Below are 21506 nucleotides of genomic sequence, written 5' to 3' on the forward strand. Positions count from 1 at the left end.
TCAATGCTTTTAAACGATTTAGTTTAGAATCAATCTAAATAAATAATCATGAATTCGAGTTTTATTGTAGAAAAAAATATCGCTAAAGGTGCTTTTGAAGAAGTTGAAATTGATAAAGATTTTTTTGTTTTAACCTATCAAAATGAAAGTGGTGTTTTTGAAACACTTGAACGTGAGATAGATAGTAGTTTTATTCAGTTTCACTATTGTGTAAAGGGTTCCAGTAAATTTATTTTTAACGAAGGACGTTATGCTTTGGATATACAAGACGAAAACTCACTTTTACTATACAATCCACAACGTGATTTACCCATACATTTAATTGTAAACCCACATTCCTGGTTGGTTTCGGTATTAATTTCTATTAAAAAATTTCACGGTTTGTTTTCACAGGAAGCCGATTACATAACCTTTTTAAGCGACGACAATAAGGATAAGAAGTATTATAAGGACGGAAACATCTCGCCATCCATGGCCATAGTTTTAAATCAGTTGATAAATTATAATTTAAATTCATCTATAAAAAACCTATACTTTAAAGGCAAAGCATACGAATTGTTGAGCCTGTATTTTAACAGAAGTGAAGATGCCAATATAGAACAATGCCCTTTTTTGGTGGATGAAACCAATGTGATTAAAATTAGAAAAGCCAAAGACATCATTATTTCCAGAATGGCTGAACCTCCAACATTACAGGAATTAGCTGATGAAATACAGCTGAGCTTAAAAAAACTAAAAGAAGGTTTTAAAGAGATTTATGGGGATTCGGTTTTTAGTTTTTTATTCGATTATAAAATGGAATTTGCCAGAAAATTACTGGAAACTGGTAGTCACAACGTAAACGAGGTAGGGCTGAAAGTTGGCTATAGCACATCCAGTCATTTTATTTCTGCTTTTAAAAAGAAATACGGAACAACTCCAAAAAAATATTTAATGTCGGTATCTTCGCAGTCTTAAATATGTAAAATTTTTAGATAACAATTTTTACTTTTTCAAAAATATATGAAAGGCATATTATTAGTCAATCTTGGCTCGCCAGATAGCCCAAACCCTAAAGATGTAAAAGAATATTTAGGTGAATTTTTAATGGACGAACGTGTTATAGATGTACCACTTTGGGCAAGGACCTTATTGGTAAAAGGCATTATTTTAAACACCAGGCCCAAAGCATCTGCAGCTGCCTATCAAAAAATTTGGTGGGAAGAAGGGTCTCCACTGATAGTTATTTCAAAAAGATTGCAAAAAAAAATACAGCATAAGGTAGAAAACTATCCTGTAGCTTTGGCTATGCGCTATGGAAGCATGACCATAAAAAAAGGGCTTCAGGAATTGGTGGATAAAGGTGTGGATGAGGTATTGCTAATTCCGTTATATCCACAATTTGCCATGGCAACTACCGAAACCATTTTGGTGTTGGCCGAGCAAATTAGAAAGACACATTTTCCAAACATTAAAATTACAGATTTCCCAGCCTTTTATAATAACCCAGATTATATAGAAGTGTTGTCAAACAGTATCTCAAAACATTTGGAAGGTAAAACTTACGAACATTTGTTATTCTCTTATCATGGCGTTCCGGAGAGACATATTTTTAAAAGCGATGTTACAAAATCCCACTGTAAAATAGATGGCAGTTGCTGTGCCACTCCTTCCAGTGCGCATGAATTTTGTTACAGGCATCAATGCTTGGAGGTTACCAGATTGGTTGCAAAAAAATTGCAATTAAAAACAGGAACCTACTCCACCAGTTTTCAGTCCAGATTAGGATTTGACCCCTGGTTACAACCTTATACAGATAGAACCATAGAGCGTTTGGGGAAACAAGGCATTAAAAACATGGCTATTGTTACTCCTGCTTTTGTAAGCGATTGTCTGGAAACTTTAGAGGAAATAGCTATGGAAGGACAAGAAATTTTCCATGAAATTGGTGGGAAGGAATTTACTACCATTCCTTGCTTGAATGATGACGACCCTTGGGTAGAATTGCTTTCAAAATGGATCATGAATTGGGCAGAACCTAGTATAGCAGAACGCGTTTAATGGCAAAAGTATCTTCACAGGATCTGGGCACACAACCTATAGGAAAACTTCTTATTAAACAAGCAGTTCCTGCCTCTATTGGTATTTTGGTGATGTCGCTTAACATTCTTGTAGATACCATTTTTGTTGGAAATTGGATTGGCGCCACAGCCATTGCAGCCATAAATGTGGTCTTACCGGTTTCCTTTTTTATTGCAGCCCTGGGAATGTCCATTGGGATAGGAGGTTCTTCCATAATCTCTCGTGCTTTGGGAGGAGATAAAACAGAAAAAGCATTAAAAACTTTTGGGAACCAAATTACCTTAACACTATTGTTTACGGTAACATTGGTTGTGTTTGGTTTATATTATGTAGATGCCATTATTCCTGCCTTTGGAGGGAAAGGAACAATTTTTGAGCCAGCAAAAATTTACTATAAAATCGTGCTTTATGGTGTACCTTTTCTAGCCTTGTGCATGATGGGAAATACTGTTATAAGAGCTGAAGGGAAACCCAAATTTGCTATGTATGCCATGATGATTCCATCGGTTGGAAATCTCGTGTTGGATTACGTATTTATCAATTTGATGGGCTATGGAATGGAAGGTGCAGCTTGGGCCACAACAGCATCCTACTTGTTGTGTTTTGTCTTTATTTTGTGGTTTTTTGCCTCTAAAAATTCAGAATTAAAAATTAAGTTTTCGCATTTCGGACTTCAAAAAAATATTGTAAAAGAAATAGGGTCTTTAGGTTTTGTAACACTTGCAAGACAAGCTGTTGTAAGCATTACCTATCTTTTTATGAACAACATTCTTTACGATTTGGGAGGGGAAACTTCGGTAACCTCTTACGCCATTGTGGGAAGGATGCTCATGTTTGCTTTGTTTCCTGTATTTGGTATCACACAAGGGTTTTTGCCTATAGCTGGGTTTAATTATGGAGCTGCTAAATTTTTGAGAGTACGATTGGTTATCAATACAGCCATAAAATACGCTGTGATTTTGGCAAGCATGATATTTGTGCTGCTTATGGTGTTTCCAGAAGCCATTACCAGGTTGTTTACACATGATGCCGAAGTTATAAAGGAAACTCCCAGTGCCATGCGTTGGGTTTTTGCAGCAACACCTATTATTGCCATTCAACTTATTGGGGCAGCTTATTTTCAAGCTATAGGAAAAGCCATTCCAGCACTTTTATTGACCCTAACAAGACAAGGATTCTTTTTTATTCCCTTAATACTTATTTTGCCTATATTTTACGCCGAACTAGGCGTGTGGATGTCTTTTCCTATTTCAGATGTTTTGGCTACTATTGTTACTGCCTATTACCTAAATAAGGAAATAAAATCCACCTTAACCATAAAACCAGTTGAAAAAGAATAATTACATTTAAACTGTGGAATATTACAACTACATAAAATCGCTTCATCTTATATTTGTTATTACTTGGTTTGCAGGTTTGTTTTACATTCCAAGACTGTTTGTTTATCAAATTGAAGCTTTTCATAAACCGTCTCCAGAAAAAGAAATCCTTGGTAAACAGTTAAAACTCATGTCTAAACGTTTGTGGACCATCATTACTTGGCCATCGGCAATTTTAGCTACTGTTTTTGCTATTTGGTTGTTGGTCTTACAGCCACTATGGCTACAACAACCATGGATGCACGTTAAATTGGCTTTTGTTTTGCTGTTGTACCTGTACCATTTTAAAACACATTTGTACTACAGACAACTGCAACAGGATGTGGTTAAAACATCCTCGAATTTTATGAGACTTTGGAACGAAGGTGCCACATTTATTTTATTTGCCGTAGTGTTTTTGGTGATCTTAAAAAGTGCCATAAATTGGGTTTTTGGTGTGGTTGGAATATTTGTCTTAGGGATCTTGTTGATGCTTGGCTTTAAAATATACAAGCGCATGAGAGAAAAAAACCCGGATGTTTAATCGGTAAACCTTAAAGACTTCAAATTAAAATTTACAAAGTCTAAAGTGCATTTGGTTTGATTATTGTTATATTTATTGCAGCACAATTCTTACTATGTACTTAGGAAAACTTTCTTTACGACTTCGCTTGTTTTTGGCTATGATTTTGCTGGTGCTCTTGGCTTCCATTCTAATTGCTGCTGTAACTATTTATCAATACAACGAAGAAGCTAGGGATTACCACAACGAAAGGTTGGAGCGTAAAGAAGAAAACATTAGGGAAAGCATTAATTATGCTATAAAAAAAACCACCTATCCGGTTACTACCGAAACCATGCCTTTAATTTTTAAAGAAGAAATTTATGAAATTGCAGCCATTCACAAACTGCAAATAAACCTTTACGATTTGGATGGTGGGCTTATTAAATCTTCCAGAGCCACCTTTGAAACCGATTCCTTAACAAAATGTTTAAGTGCTGAAGTTTTAAATGCTTTATCCAATACTGTAGAACATAGGTTTGTTAGCAAAACGGTAGAAAACGACGAAGTATTTCTGTCTTCATACACCTATATAACCGATAAAAAATTTAAACCTTTAGCCATTTTAAACTTGCCTTATCTGGAAAATGATGATTTTTTAAACAAAGAGTTGGACGAGTTTTTAGAGAGGCTGGCTTATGCCTATTTGGTGATGCTTATCATAGCCATTAGTTTGGCTTATTTCCTGTCTAAATACATTACCAAATCACTTAAAACCATAAGTGATAAAATGAATGAAATCAGGCTGGAAAAACAAAATAAAAAAATAGACATAGAGTCATCCAGCGAAGAGATAGCAGCACTTGTAAAATCTTATAACAGCATGATAGATCAGCTTGAGGAAAGTGCTGTAAAATTAGCAACCAGTGAACGTGAACAAGCTTGGAGAGAGATGGCAAAACAGGTTGCACATGAAATTAAAAACCCCTTGACTCCCATGCGTTTGACTGTGCAGAGTTTTCAAAGAAAATTTGATCCCAACGACGAGCACATTCATCAAAAAGTAGAAGAATATTCCAAAACCCTTATTCAGCAAATAGACACCATGAGCTCCATTGCTTCGGCATTTTCAAACTTTGCAAAAATGCCTGCACAGCAAAACGAAATGTTGAATGTGGTTGAGATTACACGTCTGGCTCTAGATATTTTTAGTGAAGACTATATTGTCTTTAAATCTGACAGAAAAGACATTAAAGCAAAATTTGATAGAACCCAGCTTATTCGTGTCATTACCAATTTGGTGAAAAATGGTATTCAGGCCATTCCAGACGAACAGGAAGATAAACGTATTGTTGTTCGTGTTTCAGAGGAAAACAATCATGTTGTTATTGAAGTTTCAGATAATGGCATTGGTATTTCCGAAGAAAATAGCCAAAAAATATTTGAGCCTAAATTCACCACCAAATCCAGTGGCATGGGACTTGGGTTGGGAATGGTAAAAAACATTGTGGAAACTTATCACGGAAGTATTACCTTTACATCTCAAAAAAATGAAGGAACTGTCTTTAAAGTAACCTTCCCTAAATAATAAAATATAAATTATTGTTACTCTGAGCCTGTCGAAGAGTCTTTATAAAATTTAAAAAATGACTTACGAAAATATCTTAGCAAACTTCCAAAACGGAATGACCACCATTACCATTAACAGACCCAACAAATTGAATGCCTTAAACAAAAACACCATTCAAGAATTGCACGATGCTCTGGATGCTGCCAATACAGATACCAACACCAAAGTAATAATTATTACTGGAAGTGGCGACAAAGCTTTTGTTGCTGGAGCAGATATTAGCGAGTTTGCACATTTTGATGTGGAAAATGGAGGTAAATTGGCTGCTAAAGGTCAGGAGTTATTATTCGATTTTGTTGAAAACCTATCCACGCCTGTAATTGCAGCAGTGAACGGTTTTGCACTTGGTGGAGGTTTGGAATTGGCTATGGCTTGTCATTTTAGAGTGGCTAGCGATAATGCCAAAATGGGATTACCAGAAACTTCTTTAGGCGTTATTCCAGGTTATGGTGGCACACAGCGGTTACCACAACTAGTTGGCAAAGGTCGTGCTATGGAAATGGTTATGACTGCTGGCATGATAGATGCCAATACAGCACTTGATTTCGGATTGGTAAACCATGTAACCACCCAAGAAGAACTTTTACCACTTGCCGAAAAAATTGCTGGTAAAATTATGCGAAACTCTTCAGTAGCAATTAAAGGTGCCATAAAAGCTGTTAACGCAAACTATAAAGATGGTGTTAATGGATTTAAAATAGAGATTGAGGAGTTTGGAAACTGTTTTGGAACCGAAGACTTTAAAGAAGGAACCACTGCCTTTCTGGAAAAACGTAAGGCTGATTTTCCTGGGAAGTAAAAAACATAATTACTTTTCCCCTTCCCATTCGGCATAAAATTGCTCTAAAAACCCTTCCATATATTCATGGCGTTTTTGGGCTATTTGTTTGCCTGTTTTAGTGTTCATGAGGTCTTTAAGCAACAATAGTTTTTCGTAAAAATGATTGATGGTTGGAGCCGTGGATTTTTTATAGGTTTCTTGGCTCATGTTAAGGTCTGGTAAAATATCTGGATTGTATAGCGCTCTGTTTTTAAACCCTCCATAATTAAAAGTTCTGGCAATGCCAATGGCTCCAAGGGCATCTAATCTATCGGCATCTTGAACCACATCCAGTTCTGGGGATTTAAATGTTTTTGAAGGATTTAAAGAAGAACCATAGGATATGTTGTCAATAATGTTGATGACATGATCTATAACCTTTTTTTCAACTTGAATGCTGTTTAAAAAATCTCGAGCTAATTTAGGACCAAGCGTTTCGTCTCCATCATGGAATTTGCTATCAGCAATATCATGTAATAAAGCACCTAGTTGAACAATAAAGACATTTACTATTTCCTTTTCAGAAATGAGCAAGGCATTTTTATACACTCTTTGAGTGTGAAACCAGTCATGACCACCTTCGGCATGTTTCAGGGTCTCTTTTACAAACACAATGGTTTTTTCAATTTGTTCTTTTTGATTCACGAAACAGATTCTTTCTTTCAGATTGAGCGCAGTCTAAATACCACTTTATGGTTGAATTAGACTTAGACGGACAATTATTGATTAAACAGCAGGTTCCACCCATTTAAATTGATAAGAATTTTCCGGGATTTTCATACGTTCCGAGAGTCTTATTAAACGCGATGGTAGTTTCATTAAATAATCGCGTGCTTTTTCGGCTTCATCAGAAAGGTTGGTAATTTTATCTATTTCCCAGCGTTTTAAAAGTTTTTCCAGAATCTCCACATAATCGGTTGAGGTATATACACCAATGCGTTGAGCTGTGTTGGAAAACTCTTCGAAAGCTGTTCCTATTTTTCCTCCAGATTCTCTTAAAAAATGTGCAGGCATGGTAATTTTTAATTTCATCATATGCTGAAAAGCCATCATCATTTGATTGGGATCCACTTTAAAAATACGTTCCACAAATTCGCAGTAGGCGTGATGATGCCTCATTTCGTCCCCAGAAATGATCTTACACATTTTGCTTAATTGCTTATTTCCTTTGTCTTTAGCTAATTTAGCCACGCGATTGTGAGAAATATAAGTTGCTAATTCTTGAAAACTGGTATACAGAAAGTTTTTATATGGATCTTGGTCTGTGCCTATATCAAAACCATCAGCAATAAGATGTTGTGTGGTTTTTTCAATTTCTTTCATATTCACTCTCCCAGAAAGGTATAGGTATTTGTTTAACACGTCTCCATGTCTGTTTTCTTCGGCTGTCCAATGCCTAACCCATTTTCCCCAAGAATTCCTTCCCACTTGGTCCACACCTTCCACGTCCATAAGCCAGGATTCGTAAGTTGGCAAAGCTTCTTCGGTAATCATATCTCCAACCAAAACTACCCAAAAATCGTAAGGAAGTTCTTTGGAAAGCTCTCTAATTTCTTTCACTTCCTCCATAAAGTTCTCACCTTCAGAATTGGGCAAAAAATCGGTTGGTTGCCAGATATTATCTATGGGTATCAGGTATTTTTCTATTAAGGAATCGACGTCTTTTTCCAAATACTTCATCACTTCCAATCTCACATTTTTCAACGACATAATTTTAGGTTTTAAGGGTTTATGCTGGAGCCAATTGCTTTTTCAATTTGCTTGATTAACTCCTGCTTATTTTCAAAGTTACTCAATTTTAAAGGTTCGTGAACCGTTAATTGAATATGATTTCCAATTCCCATAGGAAATTTACCATATCTTAACATTTTCCAGGAATTGTTAATGGTAATGGGAACAATGGTTGCCGATGGGATTTTTTTAAATAGCATTTCAAGTCCTTTGGTTTGAAAAGGCTTGGGCTGTCCATTTTTACTGCGTGTGCCTTCTGGAAAAATAACTGCTGCCCGCTTGGTTTTTTCTATGTATTCCCCAAATTTCATAATGGCAGGCAAGGATTGTCTGGGGTTTTTCCTATCGATTAAAACAGAGCCTCCATGACGCAAATTATAAGACACACTTGGAATGCCTTTGCCCAATTCCTGCTTGCTAATAAATTTAGGATGATGTTTGCGCATATACCAGATAATACAAGGAATATCGTACATGCTTTGATGGTTGGAAACTATAATTAGAGGTTGGTCCTTTGCAATTTTATAAGGATTGGTAAAAGTGTAGCGCGTCCCTAAAATATTGGTGCAGCGCAGAATAAAAAACTGAAGCCAATCCACACTTTTTTTATGTGCTTGATATCCTAACACATTAAAACAAAACCACTGTATGGGATGAAACACAACCAATGTCAGTAAAAAAAACACTGCGTAAATGGATGTTAAGATATAGGCGACAAATTTTTGCATCTTACAAAATTAGATGTTTGAAAAGTAAAGACAAAAAAACCACGACAAAAATCGTGGTTTAATATTTTTGTACAGAATATTATTTTAGCAATATTCGTTGTAAGCATCCATTAAATTTTCAGCGATAACTTCTGCTGGACGACCTTCAATATGATGACGCTCTAACATGTGAACCAATTCACCATTTTTAAAAAGCGCCATGCAAGGCGAGCTTGGAGGGAATGGGATCATGTGTTCTCTAGCTTTTTCAACAGCTTCTTTATCAACACCTGCAAAAACGGTTACTAAATGTGTAGGGCGTTTGGCGTTTTGAATGCTCATTCTTGCTCCTGGACGCGCATTTGCTGCAGCACAACCACAAACAGAGTTTACCACAACCAAAGTAGTTCCTTCTTTTGCCAAGGCAGATTCTACAGCTTCTGCAGTATGTAATTCTTCAAAACCAACTTTGGTTAAATCTTCGCGCATGGGTTTTACTAATTCTGCTGGATACATATCTTATAAATTTTAGATTATTGTTTTAAAATACAAAGATACCAATTGTGTAACAAAGTATATAAACAAACTACTAACAAATAGTATATTTACCCAAAATTTAATATTGTAATAATTCGGATGTTGCGAACCAAGCAAACACCCTACACGTTTTTTGGGTGTCAGGTAATCAATACAGGTTTGTGCAATACATAAAAGTTTAAAGATAGAATGAGTTTTTCAAAGTGGATTGGTGCTGCCATAGGCTGGTCTTTAGGTGGTCCTATAGGAGCTATTTTAGGCATGGCTTTAGGAAGTGTTGTAGATGGTTTTTCAAACGGAAGCATAAAAGTAGACACACAAAACCCCTATGCTAGAAGAAGGCAAACCAAGTCTGGCGATTTTGAAGTGAGCCTGCTTATTCTTTCCTCTATAGTTATTAAAGCCGATGGCAAACAGGACCAAAGGGAACTGGATTTTGTGCGTCAACAATTTGTTGGCATGTATGGAAAGGAACGAGCCAATCATGCTTTTAAATTGTTTAAAGGAATAAACAAACAAGATATTCCAACAAGACAGGTTTGTTTGCAAATTCGGCAAATGATGGATCATCCATCACGTTTACAGTTGCTTCATTTTTTATTCGGAATTGCCAAAGCCGACGGCATTGTTTTGGAAAGTGAAGTAAGCTCCATTCAAGCCATAGCCAATTATTTAGGGATAAGCCATGCAGATTTTGAAAGTATCAAAGCCATGTTTTATAACAGTAGCGACAATGCCTATAAGATTCTTGAAATATCAAAACAGGCAACGGTTACAGAAATTAAGGCAGCTTATAGGAAAATGGCCAAAAAATACCATCCAGATAAAGTGGTCCACTTGGGAAAAGAGCACCAAAAAGGTGCAGAAGAAAAATTCAGACAGGTCCAAGCCGCTTATGAACAGTTGCAGAAGGAGCGAGGGTTTTAGGATAAAAGTGTTATATTTACAATTATAGTTAACATGCAGTTACTTATTTGTGTTATTAGTGTTTTCTAATTCAATTTATTATGAAACAGCTACTTTTTTTCGGTTTAATCATGTTTCAATCTATTGCCTTTTCACAAATAGAAATGGTGTCTGGAACTTATCAATTTAGCTTTGAAGGTTCCAATGGAACTTTTGGTGAAACAATCATTTTACATCCAAATGGAAGCTTCAATATCCATAGTGTAAAAAAGTTGGATGGTTCAAATCCACCGGAAATCAATGCTTACGGAAGAGGCACTTGGAAATTGGATAAAAAGATTGTTTATTTTACTGCCACTGATGCCGATTTTGATGCAAAATTCACTTTAAACTTGAATCATACCCAAGCACGATTTCATACAAAATCCCATCGAGATACTACTAATCGTGAGATGGCGACAACGATACAAATAATCAAATCCGATATATCTTGGTTAGTGGGAAGGAAGTTAATAAAGCAATAGGTCGCGCAATACAAAGCTTGAAATATGTTTTGATATCAACTAAAACTTTTTAACCCCTAAATAAAAAGAAATCGTCTTTCATGTCTTCTATTTGAGCGTCTTCATTTGTAATGATGTAATCGATAGCTTTAGACGTGAATTCATCTCCTTTTTGAGTTAGAGACACAATCTTGTTGTTAATTAGAATCATGTTGTTTTTAAGCGCAAGATCTAGAACGGTTTTAGCCCTTACTTTTTGCCAATTGATATGTTCTTGAAGATGATTAACGTGTCGTTCACGTTCTTCAGAATGATTTTTTAAATGAAGTAAAAAAGTTAACAACGAAACTTCAGTACGTTGTTGCTTTTCCCGATACATGACGGCAATTAAACCTTTGTTTGGTGCAAACAAATAGATAATTAAAAACAATATGCCCAACATGGTCGTGATGGAACCAGCAATGGAAGCATCCAACCAATGAGCTAACCAATAACCTGAAATAGCACTAAAAACACCAAAAGCTATTGCAAGTCCAAGCATTTTTTTTAAATCTGTGGTAAGTAAATAGGCACTTGCTGCAGGAGCAATCATTAAAGCCACGACCAGAATGGCTCCAACTGCATCGAAAGCACCAACGGTTGTTATAGATGCCATCGTCATTAATCCATAATGTATTAAAGCAGGCGAAAACCCTAAAGAAGCTGCCAGACCAGCATCGAACGTGCTTATTTTAAGTTCTTTAAAAAAAGCGATTAATAAGCCTATGGTTATGGCCAAGATGGTTCCAATAACCCATAAAGATTTTGGGCCTATATCAGCTCCTGCAATAATAAGCCTGTCAAAAGGAGCAAAAGCTAATTCGCCCAATAATACTGCATCCACATCTAAATGAATGTCGTTGGCATTTTTAGCGATTAAAATCACACCTATGCTAAACAGTGCAGGAAACACCAAGCCTATAGCTGTATCTTCTTTTACCAATCCTGTTTTTTGAATCCGTTCCACCAAAACAACTGTTATAATTCCTGTTAAGGCAGCCAATAAAATGAGTAAAGGGGAATTGAGGTCTTGTGTAATAAAAAAGCCAATAACAAGTCCTGGAAGAATGGAATGACTTATGGCATCACTAATCATGGCCATTTTTCTGAGTACTAAAAAAGTACCTGGAATAGCACAAGCAATAGCTACCAAGCTTGCAATTAATTGTATTTCTATTTGTGCACTATTCATCTTTTATAGCTTGTTGATTGTATAAATTGGCAGCAGTTTCAAAGCCTTTTTCTGTTAAGCTCCACATGGTTCCATCTAAGGTCACATAATTTTTATCTACTAATTTTTGAAGGGTTTTGCGTGTATAGCCTTGAAAATTATTTAATATTTTTATGGTATGTGGATGCGAGATATCCTCGTGGGTCTCTGCAATGTGGTACATGAATGCCAGGGTTTTTTGCAGTTCTAGGTCACGTCTGTTTGCAATAAATCTAATTTGACGGAAAAGCAAGCCTCGACTAGGTGAAAAAATAAAGGAAAATATCACAAAAACAGAAGCAATTATAACAATTACAGGTCCTGTGGACAAATTGTTTTGACTGGCACTAATGGCAGTTCCCAAAACACCAGAAAAAGCGCCAAAAACGGCAGCCAAAACCACCATTTTAGACAAACTGTTTGTCCATTGCCTAGCAGCAGCAGCAGGAGCCAACAACATGGCACTCATTAATACAACACCTACTGTTTGCAATCCCAGAACAATAGCCAAAACAATAAACGATGTGATAAGGATATCAATAAAATTGGTGTTAAAGCCTAGGGTTTTTGCATAATCTGTATCAAACAAAAAGAGTTTGAACTCTTTCCAAAAGAACAACAAAACAAAGAGGCAAAGACCTGTAATAATTGCCATTAACCACACATCGCTTTCAACCAAAGTTGCTGCTTGACCAAACAAATATTTATCCAGTCCAGCTTGGTTGGCGTTTGGTTGTTTTTGGATGAATGTTAGCAATAGCATTCCAAATCCAAAAAATAAGGAAAGTATTAAACCTAAGGCTGTATCAGATTTTAAATGTGTTTTGGCAATAATGCCACGTATCCAAAAAGTTCCAATGAGACCACTTATCAATGCGCCAACAAGCAAGGTGTTGCTATCCTTGGATCCAGTAATTAAAAACGCGATGGCTATTCCGGGAAGTGCAGCATGAGAAATGGCATCTCCTAGTAAACTTTGTTTTCTCAATACGGCAAAACTACCAAGCATACCAGTAACAGCACCAAGAATAGCTGTTCCCAACGTGATGGTTCGTAAAGTGTAATCATTAAAAACCAGTTCTATGTATTCTTTCAAGTCCATTGTTTCTGTGAATGCAGGAATCTTGCCCTTTCTTCGCAAACATTTTTTATGTGTTTGTGTTTTTTATTATAATATCAATCAAGACATTTTCATTTGAGCATGCTTGTAAACTACGATTGTAAACCAACAACCAATCACTCTTGAATACTTACTTTATAATTGATACCGTAAGTTTTGGTTAAATTATCATCATTGAAAATGTCTTTAACAGGTCCAGTTGCTATTTTTTTTACATTTAAAAAAGTCACCCAATCAAAATATTCTGGAACGGTTTGTAAATCGTGATGGACCACAATCACAGTTTTTCCAGCTTTTCGTAAATCCTTTAAAATGTTAATAATGGCAACCTCAGTAGTGGCATCGACGCCTTGAAATGGTTCGTCCATAAAATAAATGGATGCGTCTTGTACCAAGGCACGAGCTAAAAAGATACGTTGTTGTTGGCCACCGGAAAGCTGACTGATCTGTCTGCCTTTAAAGGGTAACATGCCCACTTTTTCCAAAGCCTCCAGAGCTGCTTTTTTTTCTTTTTGTCCTGGACGTTTAATCCATCCCAAACTGCCATAGGTTCCCATCATTACAACATCAAGGGCTGTGGTGGGAAAATCCCAATCCACACTTCCTTTTTGAGGCACATAGGCAACTAATTTGCGTTGTTCGTCATATGGTTTTCCATAAATGCTTACACTTCCAGCTATAGGTTTTAAGATGCCCAATATGGCTTTGATTAAGGTGGATTTTCCTGCGCCATTTGGACCCACTATAGCCATAAGGACGCCTTCAGGAATTTCTAAGTCTATATCCCAAAGCACAGGCTTATAATTGTAGGCAACTGTTAAATCGTCTACTTGTACTGCTATATTTCCTGAGGAAAGAGGACTGCTTTTTTCTACTATCTTATTTTCCACTTATCCATTTTTTATAGATTCTTTGCTTAGCTCTAAATGATATATTTTTCAAATGGGTCTTATAATAAAAGCCTCAATATTCTGGTGAGAACTGAAAGCTTTTTGACTTATTTTAAAGCATTTACAATTGTATTCACATTGTATTGAAACATCCCAATATAGGTGCCTTCCATGCTTCCAGCATTTCCTAAAGCATCAGAATAGAGAGTACCTCCTATACTTACGTCATGGCCTTTTGATGTTACAGCAGCTTGTAAAGCCTCAATGGTTCTTTTTGGTACAGAACTTTCCACAAATATGGCTTTTACTTTTTTATCAATAATAAAAGTTGCTAATTTTTGAACGTCTTGAACACCAGCTTCGGTTGCCGTTGATAAACCTTGCAATCCAACAACTTCAAAATCGTATGCTTTTCCAAAGTAGCTAAAAGCATCGTGAGCAGTTACCAAGATACGTTTTTCTTTAGAAAGTGTTTGGATGGTAGCTGTTATCTCTTTTTTTAGAACTTCTAATTTTTCAATGTAATTTTTAGCATTTGTTTCGTAGAACAACTTGTTTTCTGGGTCTGTTTTTGATAATTGGTCTGCAACATATTGCGTGATTTGAATCCAATAATCTATATTGAACCAAATGTGTGGATCGTAATTGCCAGGAAATAACTCTGATGCAATTAGGGTTGTTTTATCCAAAGCATCAGAAACCGCTATGGTTTTAATATTCTGACGACTCATTTTCTCGAAAACTTCAACCAATTTTCCTTCAAGATGAAGGCCTCCATAAAATATAATATCGGCATTGGCCAATTTTGAGACATCACCTTCGCTAGCCTTAAATAAATGAGGGTCGACACCAGAACCCATTAAACCTTGAACATTTATTTTGTCGCCACCAATGTTTTTAACTAAATCGGTAATCATGGTTGTGGTAGTTACTATGTTTGGCTTGCCGTTGGTTGGTTGGTTGTTTTTGCAGTTAAATATAATAACTGCACCTAATAAGGCCATTAAGTACTTAGGGTTAAATTTCATTGACATATATAATATTTGTAAAATCTTCATTTAGTACAATGTTGTTATTGTTAATGGTGATTTGAGTCATTTTATTTTTACTGAATTGTTTGCTTACCAAAATAGGGTTTCCGTATTTTAAGCCATTTAAGGCACAAAAATCAAAAAATTCCTTATCGTCGCTCATAAGTCTTGAAATAACATATGTTTTTCCTTCTTGAGTATTTGAAAGTGCCATGGATGTGTCTATAGTTGTAATCTCCCCATTGGCATTAGGTATGGGGTCGCCATGTGGATCGAATTTAGGATTGCCTAAATACTCACTGATCCTATCGGCCAAAAAGTTGGAGGTTGCATGCTCCAAGAGTTCTGATTCCCTGTGTATTTCATGCAGTGACATGTCGAACAATTTAAATAACAAGGCTTCCCAGAGACGATGTTTCCTAATTACATTTAAAGCCATTTTTGTACCTTCATCTGTTAATTGAAGCGCTTGGTATTTTTCGTATTGCAACAGGTTTTTTGAAGCTAATTTTTTGGCCATATCAGTTGCAGCAGCATTGGAAATGCCAAGTTTTTTTGCAATGTTTCCTGGTTTGGTGTCGTTCGAGTCGTTATTGTCATTTTTGTAAATGGCTTTTACAAAATTTTCTATGGCTACAGACATTTATTTGTGCTTTAAATTAAATTTAAGTAAGCTTAAATATTAATCAAAGGTAACTAAATTAATAGTTTTGGCAAAAGAATTTGTAAATTCACAACGTAAAATTTTCAAGTTTAAATGAAACTTTATTTAATAGCCTTATTTGTTTTTTTATCAGGACACCTGGTTGCACAAGATTCAACTACTGTTGAGGTCCCAAAAATTGTAGCAAAGTTGCCTTTGGGAAAAACCTATACCTTAGACCAAGTTGAGCTTGTTTTTGTGGATGTATTGTCAGATTCGCGCTGCCCAAAAGATGTGACTTGTGTTTGGGCTGGTCAAGCTGTGGCTTTGGTTGAAGTATACAAGGACCAGGTTTTGATTGAAAGAAAAGAAGTTGTTTTTGAACCTGGAAAAAACACCAATTTAAACCTTAAGACCTTATGTGCTTATAAAGGTCTAAGGGTTTTGGCCAATAACTTGTTGCCCTATCCAGAACAATCACAGGAAAAGATTAAAAAAGAGGCTTATTATTTGCAGCTGGAAATAAGTTATTAGTGGCAGTTGTCGCAATCGTGATTCCCAAAGTCTTTTTTCGATTTCGATTTTTTCCAAAAGAATTTCTTTACCAAAAAAAGTAAGGCTAAAAAGAGCGCAGCAAAAGCCAAGATATTTTGAAACAAGTCATTCATATACTGTTTGTCGCTTTTTGGGTTGAAACCTTAAATTAATATTTGGTAGGTAATTAAAGCTACCACATAAGCAAAACCACTCATTAGCACCAACTGTAAAATGGGCCATTTCCAACTGTTGGTTTCCCGTTTTACTATGGCAAGTGTACTCATACACTGCATGGCAAAAGCATAAAAAAGCAACAAAGATATCCCAGAAGCAAAATTAAAGAGAGGTCCTCCTAAAATAGGATTTACTTCTCCAGCCATCCTGTTTTTTATGGTTTCTTCTTCGTCGCTACCAACGCTATAAATAGTTGCCAAGGTTCCAACAAAGACTTCTCTGGCAGCAAAGGAGCTTACAATGGCTATACCAATTTTCCAGTCGTAACCCAAAGGCCTTATAGCTGGTTCTATGGCTCTTCCTGTTAGGCCTATAAACGAATATTCCAATTTTTGAGATGCAATTTCGTTGTCCAATTCTTCTTGGGTTAAATTTTGGGACGCAAATTTTTCGGTTACAATTTCTTCAGCATTGTTAAACTGTTCGCCAGGCCCATAAGATGCTAAAAACCATAAGACAATGGAAATGGCCAAGATGATTTTTCCTGCTCCAAATACAAACGATTTGGTTTTTTCTACAACTGTCAATGCCACATTTTTCATTAAAGGCAATTTGTAATTTGGCATTTCAACAACAAAAAACGATTTGCTTTTAATTTTTAAAATTTTATTTAAAATCATGGCAGAAACCAAAGCAGCACCAAAACCAATTAGGTACAATAACATTAGGGTTAAAGCTTGATAGCCTAAACCAAGAAACCTTCCTTCAGGAATAACTAGCGAAATAATAATCAAATATACAGGTAGCCTTGCCGAGCAGGTGGTAAATGGTGTTACCAAAATAGTAATTAAACGTTCTTTCCAGCTTTCAATGTTTCTGGTAGCCATAATGGCAGGAATGGCACATGCTGTTCCCGAAATTAAAGGCACTACACTTTTTCCACTAAGTCCAAAACGTCTCATGCCACGATCCATTAAAAAGACCACACGACTCATGTAGCCGCTTTCTTCCAGTATGGAAATAAACAAAAATAAAAAGGCAATTTGTGGGATAAAAATAACAATGCCACCAAGACCAGGAATAATTCCTTCAGACAACAAATTGGTAAAGGTACCAGCCGGTAAGCTGTCTTTGGTCCATTCGCTTAAAGAGGCAAAGGTGGAATCTATAAAATCCATTGGCACAGCAGACCAATCGTAAATGGCCTGAAAAATGGTAAAAAGAATGACCAGAAAAATGGCATAACCCCAAACTTTATGGGTTAAAATCCTGTCCAGTCTAATGCGCAAATCCTTGGCAGTGCTTAGGTCTATGGTTTGACCTTTTTTAAGCGTATTGTTTATAAACTGATAGCGTTTTATGGTTTCTTTTTGCTGTAAACGTTTTAAATCGGCTTTGGTTTTCGTTTTAAAATCGGCAACAGCATCAATTTCATTTCTATCTGTTTTCCCAAAATTTACATCTTGGGTAATAACCAACCAAAGTTTGTAGAGTAATTGGTTGGGAAAGGCTTTTTGAAGGTTATCAAAATAGTCCTTATCTATTTCCGAAGCATTTAAGCAAGGTGTTGTTGAAAGGTCCTTATAATTAAAGATAAGTTCTTTTAAATTGTCAATCCCTTGGTTTTTTCTTGTGCTTACAAGGGCGATTTTGGTTTTAAGTTGCTCCTCTAAATATGGAATGTCTAAAGAAATACCTTTGTATTTCATTCTATCAGACATATTAATGACAAGAATGGTAGGTATTTCCAAATCTTTTATTTGTGTAAATAAAAGCAGGTTGCGTTTTAAGTTTTCAACATCACTAACCACAACTGCCACATCTGGAAAGTCTTTGTCGTTTTTATTTAAAAGCAATTCTATCACCACATTTTCATCCAGTGAAGAGGCGTTTAAACTATAAGTTCCAGGCAAATCTATAATATGGGCTTTAACACCACGAGGAAGTTTGCAAATACCTTCTTTTTTTTCTACAGTAATTCCTGGGTAGTTTCCAACTTTTTGGTTCAATCCGGTTAAGGAGTTAAAGACCGAAGTTTTCCCTGTGTTTGGATTTCCTATTAAGGCAACATTTATCTGCTTACTCATGGGTAATTTCTATTAAAATATGAATAGCAGTTTCTTTTCTAATGGCTAAGTGGGTTCCGTTAATGTTTAAGTACATAGGATCTGCAAAAGGTGCCATTTGAACAAGTTCAACTTCGTTTCCAGGCAAACAGCCCATTTCCAAGAGTTTTAAGGGAATGTATATTGAAGAAACATCAGTAATGATGGCTCTTTCTCCTCGTTTAAGATGTGCTAGTGTTACTTGCAAGCTTATTTAGATTGATTTTAAAGAAGCAAAAATAAGGTAAAAATTCAGTCTAAAAAAATTGTGGACAAAAAACTATTTATATTCTTCTTTTAAGGTTTCAATATCTGCTATCAAGCGCTTAATATCTTCAGGGTTTGTACCATCGTAATAACCACGTATTTGACGCTTTTTATCTATAAGCATAAAGTTTTCGGTATGGATCATGTCGTATGCGTCACCATTGCCATCTGTTTTAACGGCCAAATAGCTTTTGCGTGCCAGTTGGTAAATTTGTTTTTTATCTCCAGTCACTAAGTTCCATTTGGCATCATTTACCCCTTTTTTAAGAGCATATTTTTTAAGTTGAGCTACAGAGTCAATTTCTGGGGTTACTGTATGTGAAAGCAACATCACATCTGGATCGTTAATGATTTCTTTTTGAATTTGTACCATATGGTCTGTCATGATTGGGCAAATGGTCTGGCAGGTTGTAAAGAAGAAATCGGCTACGTAAATTTTATCCTTATAAGTGTTTTGTGTGATGGTTTCACCATTTTGATTGGTTAAACTGAAATCGGCAATTTTATGATACTTCTTTTTATATTGAATGGTGCTATCTACCATTTCGGTATTTACCATAGCGGGTTGATAAATAGGCAATGGCTTGTAAACATCAAAAATGTTATAGATAATTGAAATGATTATGATGGAAAGAACTGCAAAAACAATAGCGAAGTACTTATAATCTTTGAAAAATGAAAGCATGCACTCTAATTTTGAAACTTTTATGTAAGATTTATTTGCAAAAATACGACAGATAAGTGTTTAATTAGGTATTTTTAACATCTAAATATGTTATTGTGAAAAAAATATTTATCTACAGTTTTATCTTTTTACCTTTTATTACGTTTGGGCAGGATTTTAAGGAATCCATGGAGTTGATTCGGGAAGCCGAAACAAAAGCAGCCTTAAACAGGATGCTTCAAAGGGTAAACTTAAATACAGGCAATTATGATGTAAAATATCATCGATTGGAATTTAATGTAAACCCATCACAAGCATTTATATCTGGCGATGTGACCACATATTTTGAGGCAAAAGAAAATTTGACAGATGTTACTTTTGAATTGACACAAAACATGGTTGTTTCGCAAGTGTTACAGCGTGGAAACCCACTTTCCTTTGTTCAAAATACAGATGATGAATTGGTTATTACCTTGGACCAGGTTCAAAACACTGGAGTTTTGGATTCCTTAACCATTAGTTATTCTGGAAATCCCATAAGTTCCGGGTTTGGTTCTTTTGAGCAAAGTACCCATAATGGAGATCCAATAATCTGGACACTTTCTGAGCCATATGGTGCTAAAGGATGGTGGCCTTGTAAACAGGATTTAATTGATAAAATAGACAGTATAGATGTTTATATTACCACTCCGATAAACAATCCTTCAAACGAGGAATACATAGCTGTGGCCAATGGGTTGGAACAAAGTCAAACCATCAATGGGAGCAATAAAACCACACATTTTAGGCATCAATATCCTATTCCAGCTTATTTGGTGGCTATTGCTGTTACCAATTATTCGGTGTATACCCATACTGTGCCAAATAATGGAAATCCGTTTGAAATTGTAAACTATGTCTATCCGGAAAATTTGGTTTCGGCTCAAGCCAGTACGCCTATAACCGTGGATATTATGAATCTTTTCACCAATTTGTTTGAAGAATACCCATTTGCCAACGAAAAATATGGGCATGCCCAATTTGGTTGGGGAGGTGGTATGGAGCATACCACAGTCTCTTTTATGGGGAGTTTTGGGAGAAACCTGATTGCTCACGAATTGGCGCACCAATGGTTTGGCAACAAAGTTACCTGTGGAAGCTGGAAAGACATTTGGTTGAACGAAGGCTTCGCCACCTATTTATCTGGATTGGTTGTTGAAAATATAGATGGGAACAACTCTTTTATTAATTGGAAACAATCGTTAAACAATTCCATAACCTCTCAAAGTGGAGGAGCGGTTTACCTTTCGGATACTGATACTTTAAGTGTGAGTAGAATTTTTAGTGGCAGATTAAGTTATAATAAAGGAGCCATGGTAACACATATGCTTCGAAAAAAACTGGGAGATGCTACTTTTTTTCAAGGCATGCAAAATTATTTAAGCGACACCAATTTATCTTATGATTATGCCAAAACAGAAGATTATAAAACTGTTATGGAAACAACCAGTGGACAAGATTTAACAGAGTTTTTTAACGATTGGATTTATAATCAAGGTTATCCAAGTTATAACATAGAGTGGAACCAGCCAAATGCAAGTCAAATTAGGATATCCATTTCCCAAACTCAAAGCCATCCTTCTGTTTCTTATTTTGAAGCACCTGTTCCCATAAGGGTATTAGGGACCTCAGGAGAAGTCTTGGATCTTGTTTTAAACAATACTACCAATAACGAAATGTTTTTAAGGGCAGTTACTTTTCCAGTGGATACCATTCTTTTTGATCCAGAATCAGATTTAATCTCCAGAAACAATACGGTTTCTTTAAGTGTGAATGCTTTTGAATTAGACAATCAGTTTACTATTTACCCCAATCCAACTTCTCAGGAAATAACCATAACAAAGCCAGAGAGTTTAACTGTCCATAAAATCAATGTTTACAACACCTTAGGTCAGCTATTAATTACAACGCCATGGTCTAATACAGTAGATTTGTCAACTTTATCTAATGGATTGTTTTTTGTGCAATTAGAAACAAATCAAGGTGTAATTAATAAATCCGTGTTAAAAAACTAGGGATTGCATTGGGAATA

22 protein-coding genes are annotated in these 21506 nt (G+C 35.8%); 10 read left to right on the plus strand and 12 right to left on the minus strand.

The genetic code is table 11. From position 1 onward, the window contains the following. The first annotated feature begins 48 nt into the window (after positions 1-48). From D778_RS02610 to D778_RS02635, 6 genes are all read left to right on the plus strand, one after another. Positions 49-957, plus strand: coding sequence for a helix-turn-helix transcriptional regulator (locus D778_RS02610; protein ID WP_007647418.1), 909 nt, complete (start codon positions 49-51; stop codon positions 955-957). 45 nt (positions 958-1002) lie between these two features. Further along, on the plus strand, positions 1003-2040 hold the full coding sequence (gene hemH, locus D778_RS02615) for a ferrochelatase (protein ID WP_007647419.1): 1038 nt from the start codon (positions 1003-1005) through the stop codon (positions 2038-2040). Then, a complete protein-coding gene (locus tag D778_RS02620; RefSeq protein ID WP_007647420.1) occupies positions 2040-3401 on the plus strand; it encodes an MATE family efflux transporter in 1362 nt (453 codons plus the stop codon). Before hemH ends, D778_RS02620 begins: the two co-directional genes overlap by 1 nt. A 13-nt stretch (positions 3402-3414) precedes the next feature. Next, positions 3415-3963: a CopD family protein gene (locus D778_RS02625; RefSeq protein ID WP_007647421.1), complete on the plus strand. Its 549-nt coding sequence runs from the start codon at positions 3415-3417 to the stop codon at positions 3961-3963. A 94-nt stretch (positions 3964-4057) separates the two neighbouring features. Beyond that, positions 4058-5509, plus strand: coding sequence for a sensor histidine kinase (locus D778_RS02630; protein ID WP_007647422.1), 1452 nt, complete (start codon positions 4058-4060; stop codon positions 5507-5509). A 58-nt stretch (positions 5510-5567) separates the two neighbouring features. Further along, a complete protein-coding gene (locus D778_RS02635) occupies positions 5568-6350 on the plus strand; it encodes an enoyl-CoA hydratase/isomerase family protein (protein WP_040491268.1) in 783 nt (260 codons plus the stop codon). 9 nt (positions 6351-6359) lie between these two features. Here D778_RS02635 and D778_RS02640 read toward each other — a convergent pair whose 3' ends face one another. The 4 genes from D778_RS02640 to D778_RS02655 form a co-directional block, all read right to left on the minus strand. After that, positions 6360-7016, minus strand: coding sequence for an HD domain-containing protein (locus D778_RS02640; protein WP_007647424.1), 657 nt, complete (start codon positions 7014-7016; stop codon positions 6360-6362). Between the two features lie 81 nt (positions 7017-7097). Continuing rightward, complete coding sequence (locus tag D778_RS02645; protein WP_007647425.1) at positions 7098-8081, minus strand: acyl-ACP desaturase; 984 nt, start codon at positions 8079-8081, stop codon at positions 7098-7100. An 11-nt stretch (positions 8082-8092) separates the two neighbouring features. Next, a complete protein-coding gene (locus D778_RS02650) occupies positions 8093-8830 on the minus strand; it encodes a lysophospholipid acyltransferase family protein (protein ID WP_007647426.1) in 738 nt (245 codons plus the stop codon). 84 nt (positions 8831-8914) lie between these two features. Further along, a complete protein-coding gene (locus D778_RS02655; protein ID WP_007647427.1) occupies positions 8915-9325 on the minus strand; it encodes a BrxA/BrxB family bacilliredoxin in 411 nt (136 codons plus the stop codon). Between the two features lie 210 nt (positions 9326-9535). Here D778_RS02655 and D778_RS02660 point away from each other — a divergent pair, with 210 nt between their 5' ends. Both D778_RS02660 and D778_RS02665 read left to right on the plus strand, forming a co-directional pair. Next, positions 9536-10273, plus strand: a complete 738-nt coding sequence (locus D778_RS02660; RefSeq protein ID WP_007647428.1) for a TerB family tellurite resistance protein — start codon at positions 9536-9538, stop codon at positions 10271-10273. 80 nt (positions 10274-10353) lie between these two features. Next, complete coding sequence (locus tag D778_RS02665) at positions 10354-10776, plus strand: hypothetical protein (protein WP_007647429.1); 423 nt, start codon at positions 10354-10356, stop codon at positions 10774-10776. Between the two features lie 49 nt (positions 10777-10825). On the opposite strand, the gene D778_RS02670 is transcribed toward D778_RS02665, so the two are convergent. From D778_RS02670 to D778_RS02690, 5 genes are all read right to left on the minus strand, one after another. Beyond that, positions 10826-11986, minus strand: a complete 1161-nt coding sequence (locus tag D778_RS02670) for a metal ABC transporter permease (RefSeq protein ID WP_007647430.1) — start codon at positions 11984-11986, stop codon at positions 10826-10828. After that, the gene (locus D778_RS02675) at positions 11979-13106 is read right to left on the minus strand and encodes a metal ABC transporter permease (protein WP_040491270.1); all 1128 of its coding nucleotides are present in this window, start codon (positions 13104-13106) and stop codon (positions 11979-11981) included. The genes D778_RS02670 and D778_RS02675 overlap by 8 nt, the downstream gene beginning before the upstream one ends. Before the next feature lie 134 nt (positions 13107-13240). Continuing rightward, a complete protein-coding gene (locus tag D778_RS02680) occupies positions 13241-14014 on the minus strand; it encodes a metal ABC transporter ATP-binding protein (RefSeq protein ID WP_007647432.1) in 774 nt (257 codons plus the stop codon). Between the two features lie 107 nt (positions 14015-14121). Continuing rightward, complete coding sequence (locus tag D778_RS02685) at positions 14122-15018, minus strand: metal ABC transporter solute-binding protein, Zn/Mn family (RefSeq protein ID WP_007647434.1); 897 nt, start codon at positions 15016-15018, stop codon at positions 14122-14124. A 13-nt stretch (positions 15019-15031) separates the two neighbouring features. After that, positions 15032-15688 carry a metal-dependent transcriptional regulator gene (locus D778_RS02690; RefSeq protein WP_007647436.1) on the minus strand — a complete coding sequence of 219 codons (657 nt, stop codon included), beginning with the start codon at positions 15686-15688 and terminating at the stop codon, positions 15032-15034. Between the two features lie 114 nt (positions 15689-15802). On the opposite strand from D778_RS02690, the gene D778_RS02695 reads away from it, so the two are divergent. Beyond that, positions 15803-16222, plus strand: a complete 420-nt coding sequence (locus tag D778_RS02695) for a hypothetical protein (protein WP_007647438.1) — start codon at positions 15803-15805, stop codon at positions 16220-16222. Between the two features lie 164 nt (positions 16223-16386). Here D778_RS02695 and feoB read toward each other — a convergent pair whose 3' ends face one another. The 3 genes from feoB to D778_RS02710 all read right to left on the minus strand — a co-directional run bounded on the left by feoB (position 16387) and on the right by D778_RS02710 (position 19456). Then, positions 16387-18486 carry a ferrous iron transport protein B gene (gene feoB, locus D778_RS02700; RefSeq protein WP_007647442.1) on the minus strand — a complete coding sequence of 700 codons (2100 nt, stop codon included), beginning with the start codon at positions 18484-18486 and terminating at the stop codon, positions 16387-16389. Beyond that, the gene (locus D778_RS02705; RefSeq protein ID WP_040491273.1) at positions 18479-18712 is read right to left on the minus strand and encodes a FeoA family protein; all 234 of its coding nucleotides are present in this window, start codon (positions 18710-18712) and stop codon (positions 18479-18481) included. The genes feoB and D778_RS02705 overlap by 8 nt, the downstream gene beginning before the upstream one ends. A gap of 72 nt (positions 18713-18784) precedes the next feature. Next, a complete protein-coding gene (locus D778_RS02710) occupies positions 18785-19456 on the minus strand; it encodes an SCO family protein (RefSeq protein WP_007647445.1) in 672 nt (223 codons plus the stop codon). Positions 19457-19551: 95 nt separating this feature from the next. Between D778_RS02710 and D778_RS02715 the strand changes: the two genes are divergently transcribed. Beyond that, positions 19552-21489: a M1 family metallopeptidase gene (locus tag D778_RS02715; protein WP_007647446.1), complete on the plus strand. Its 1938-nt coding sequence runs from the start codon at positions 19552-19554 to the stop codon at positions 21487-21489. Positions 21490-21506 lie beyond the last annotated feature (17 nt).

The organism is Xanthomarina gelatinilytica (assembly GCF_000348685.1).
GTDB lineage: Bacteria > Bacteroidota > Bacteroidia > Flavobacteriales > Flavobacteriaceae > Xanthomarina > Xanthomarina gelatinilytica.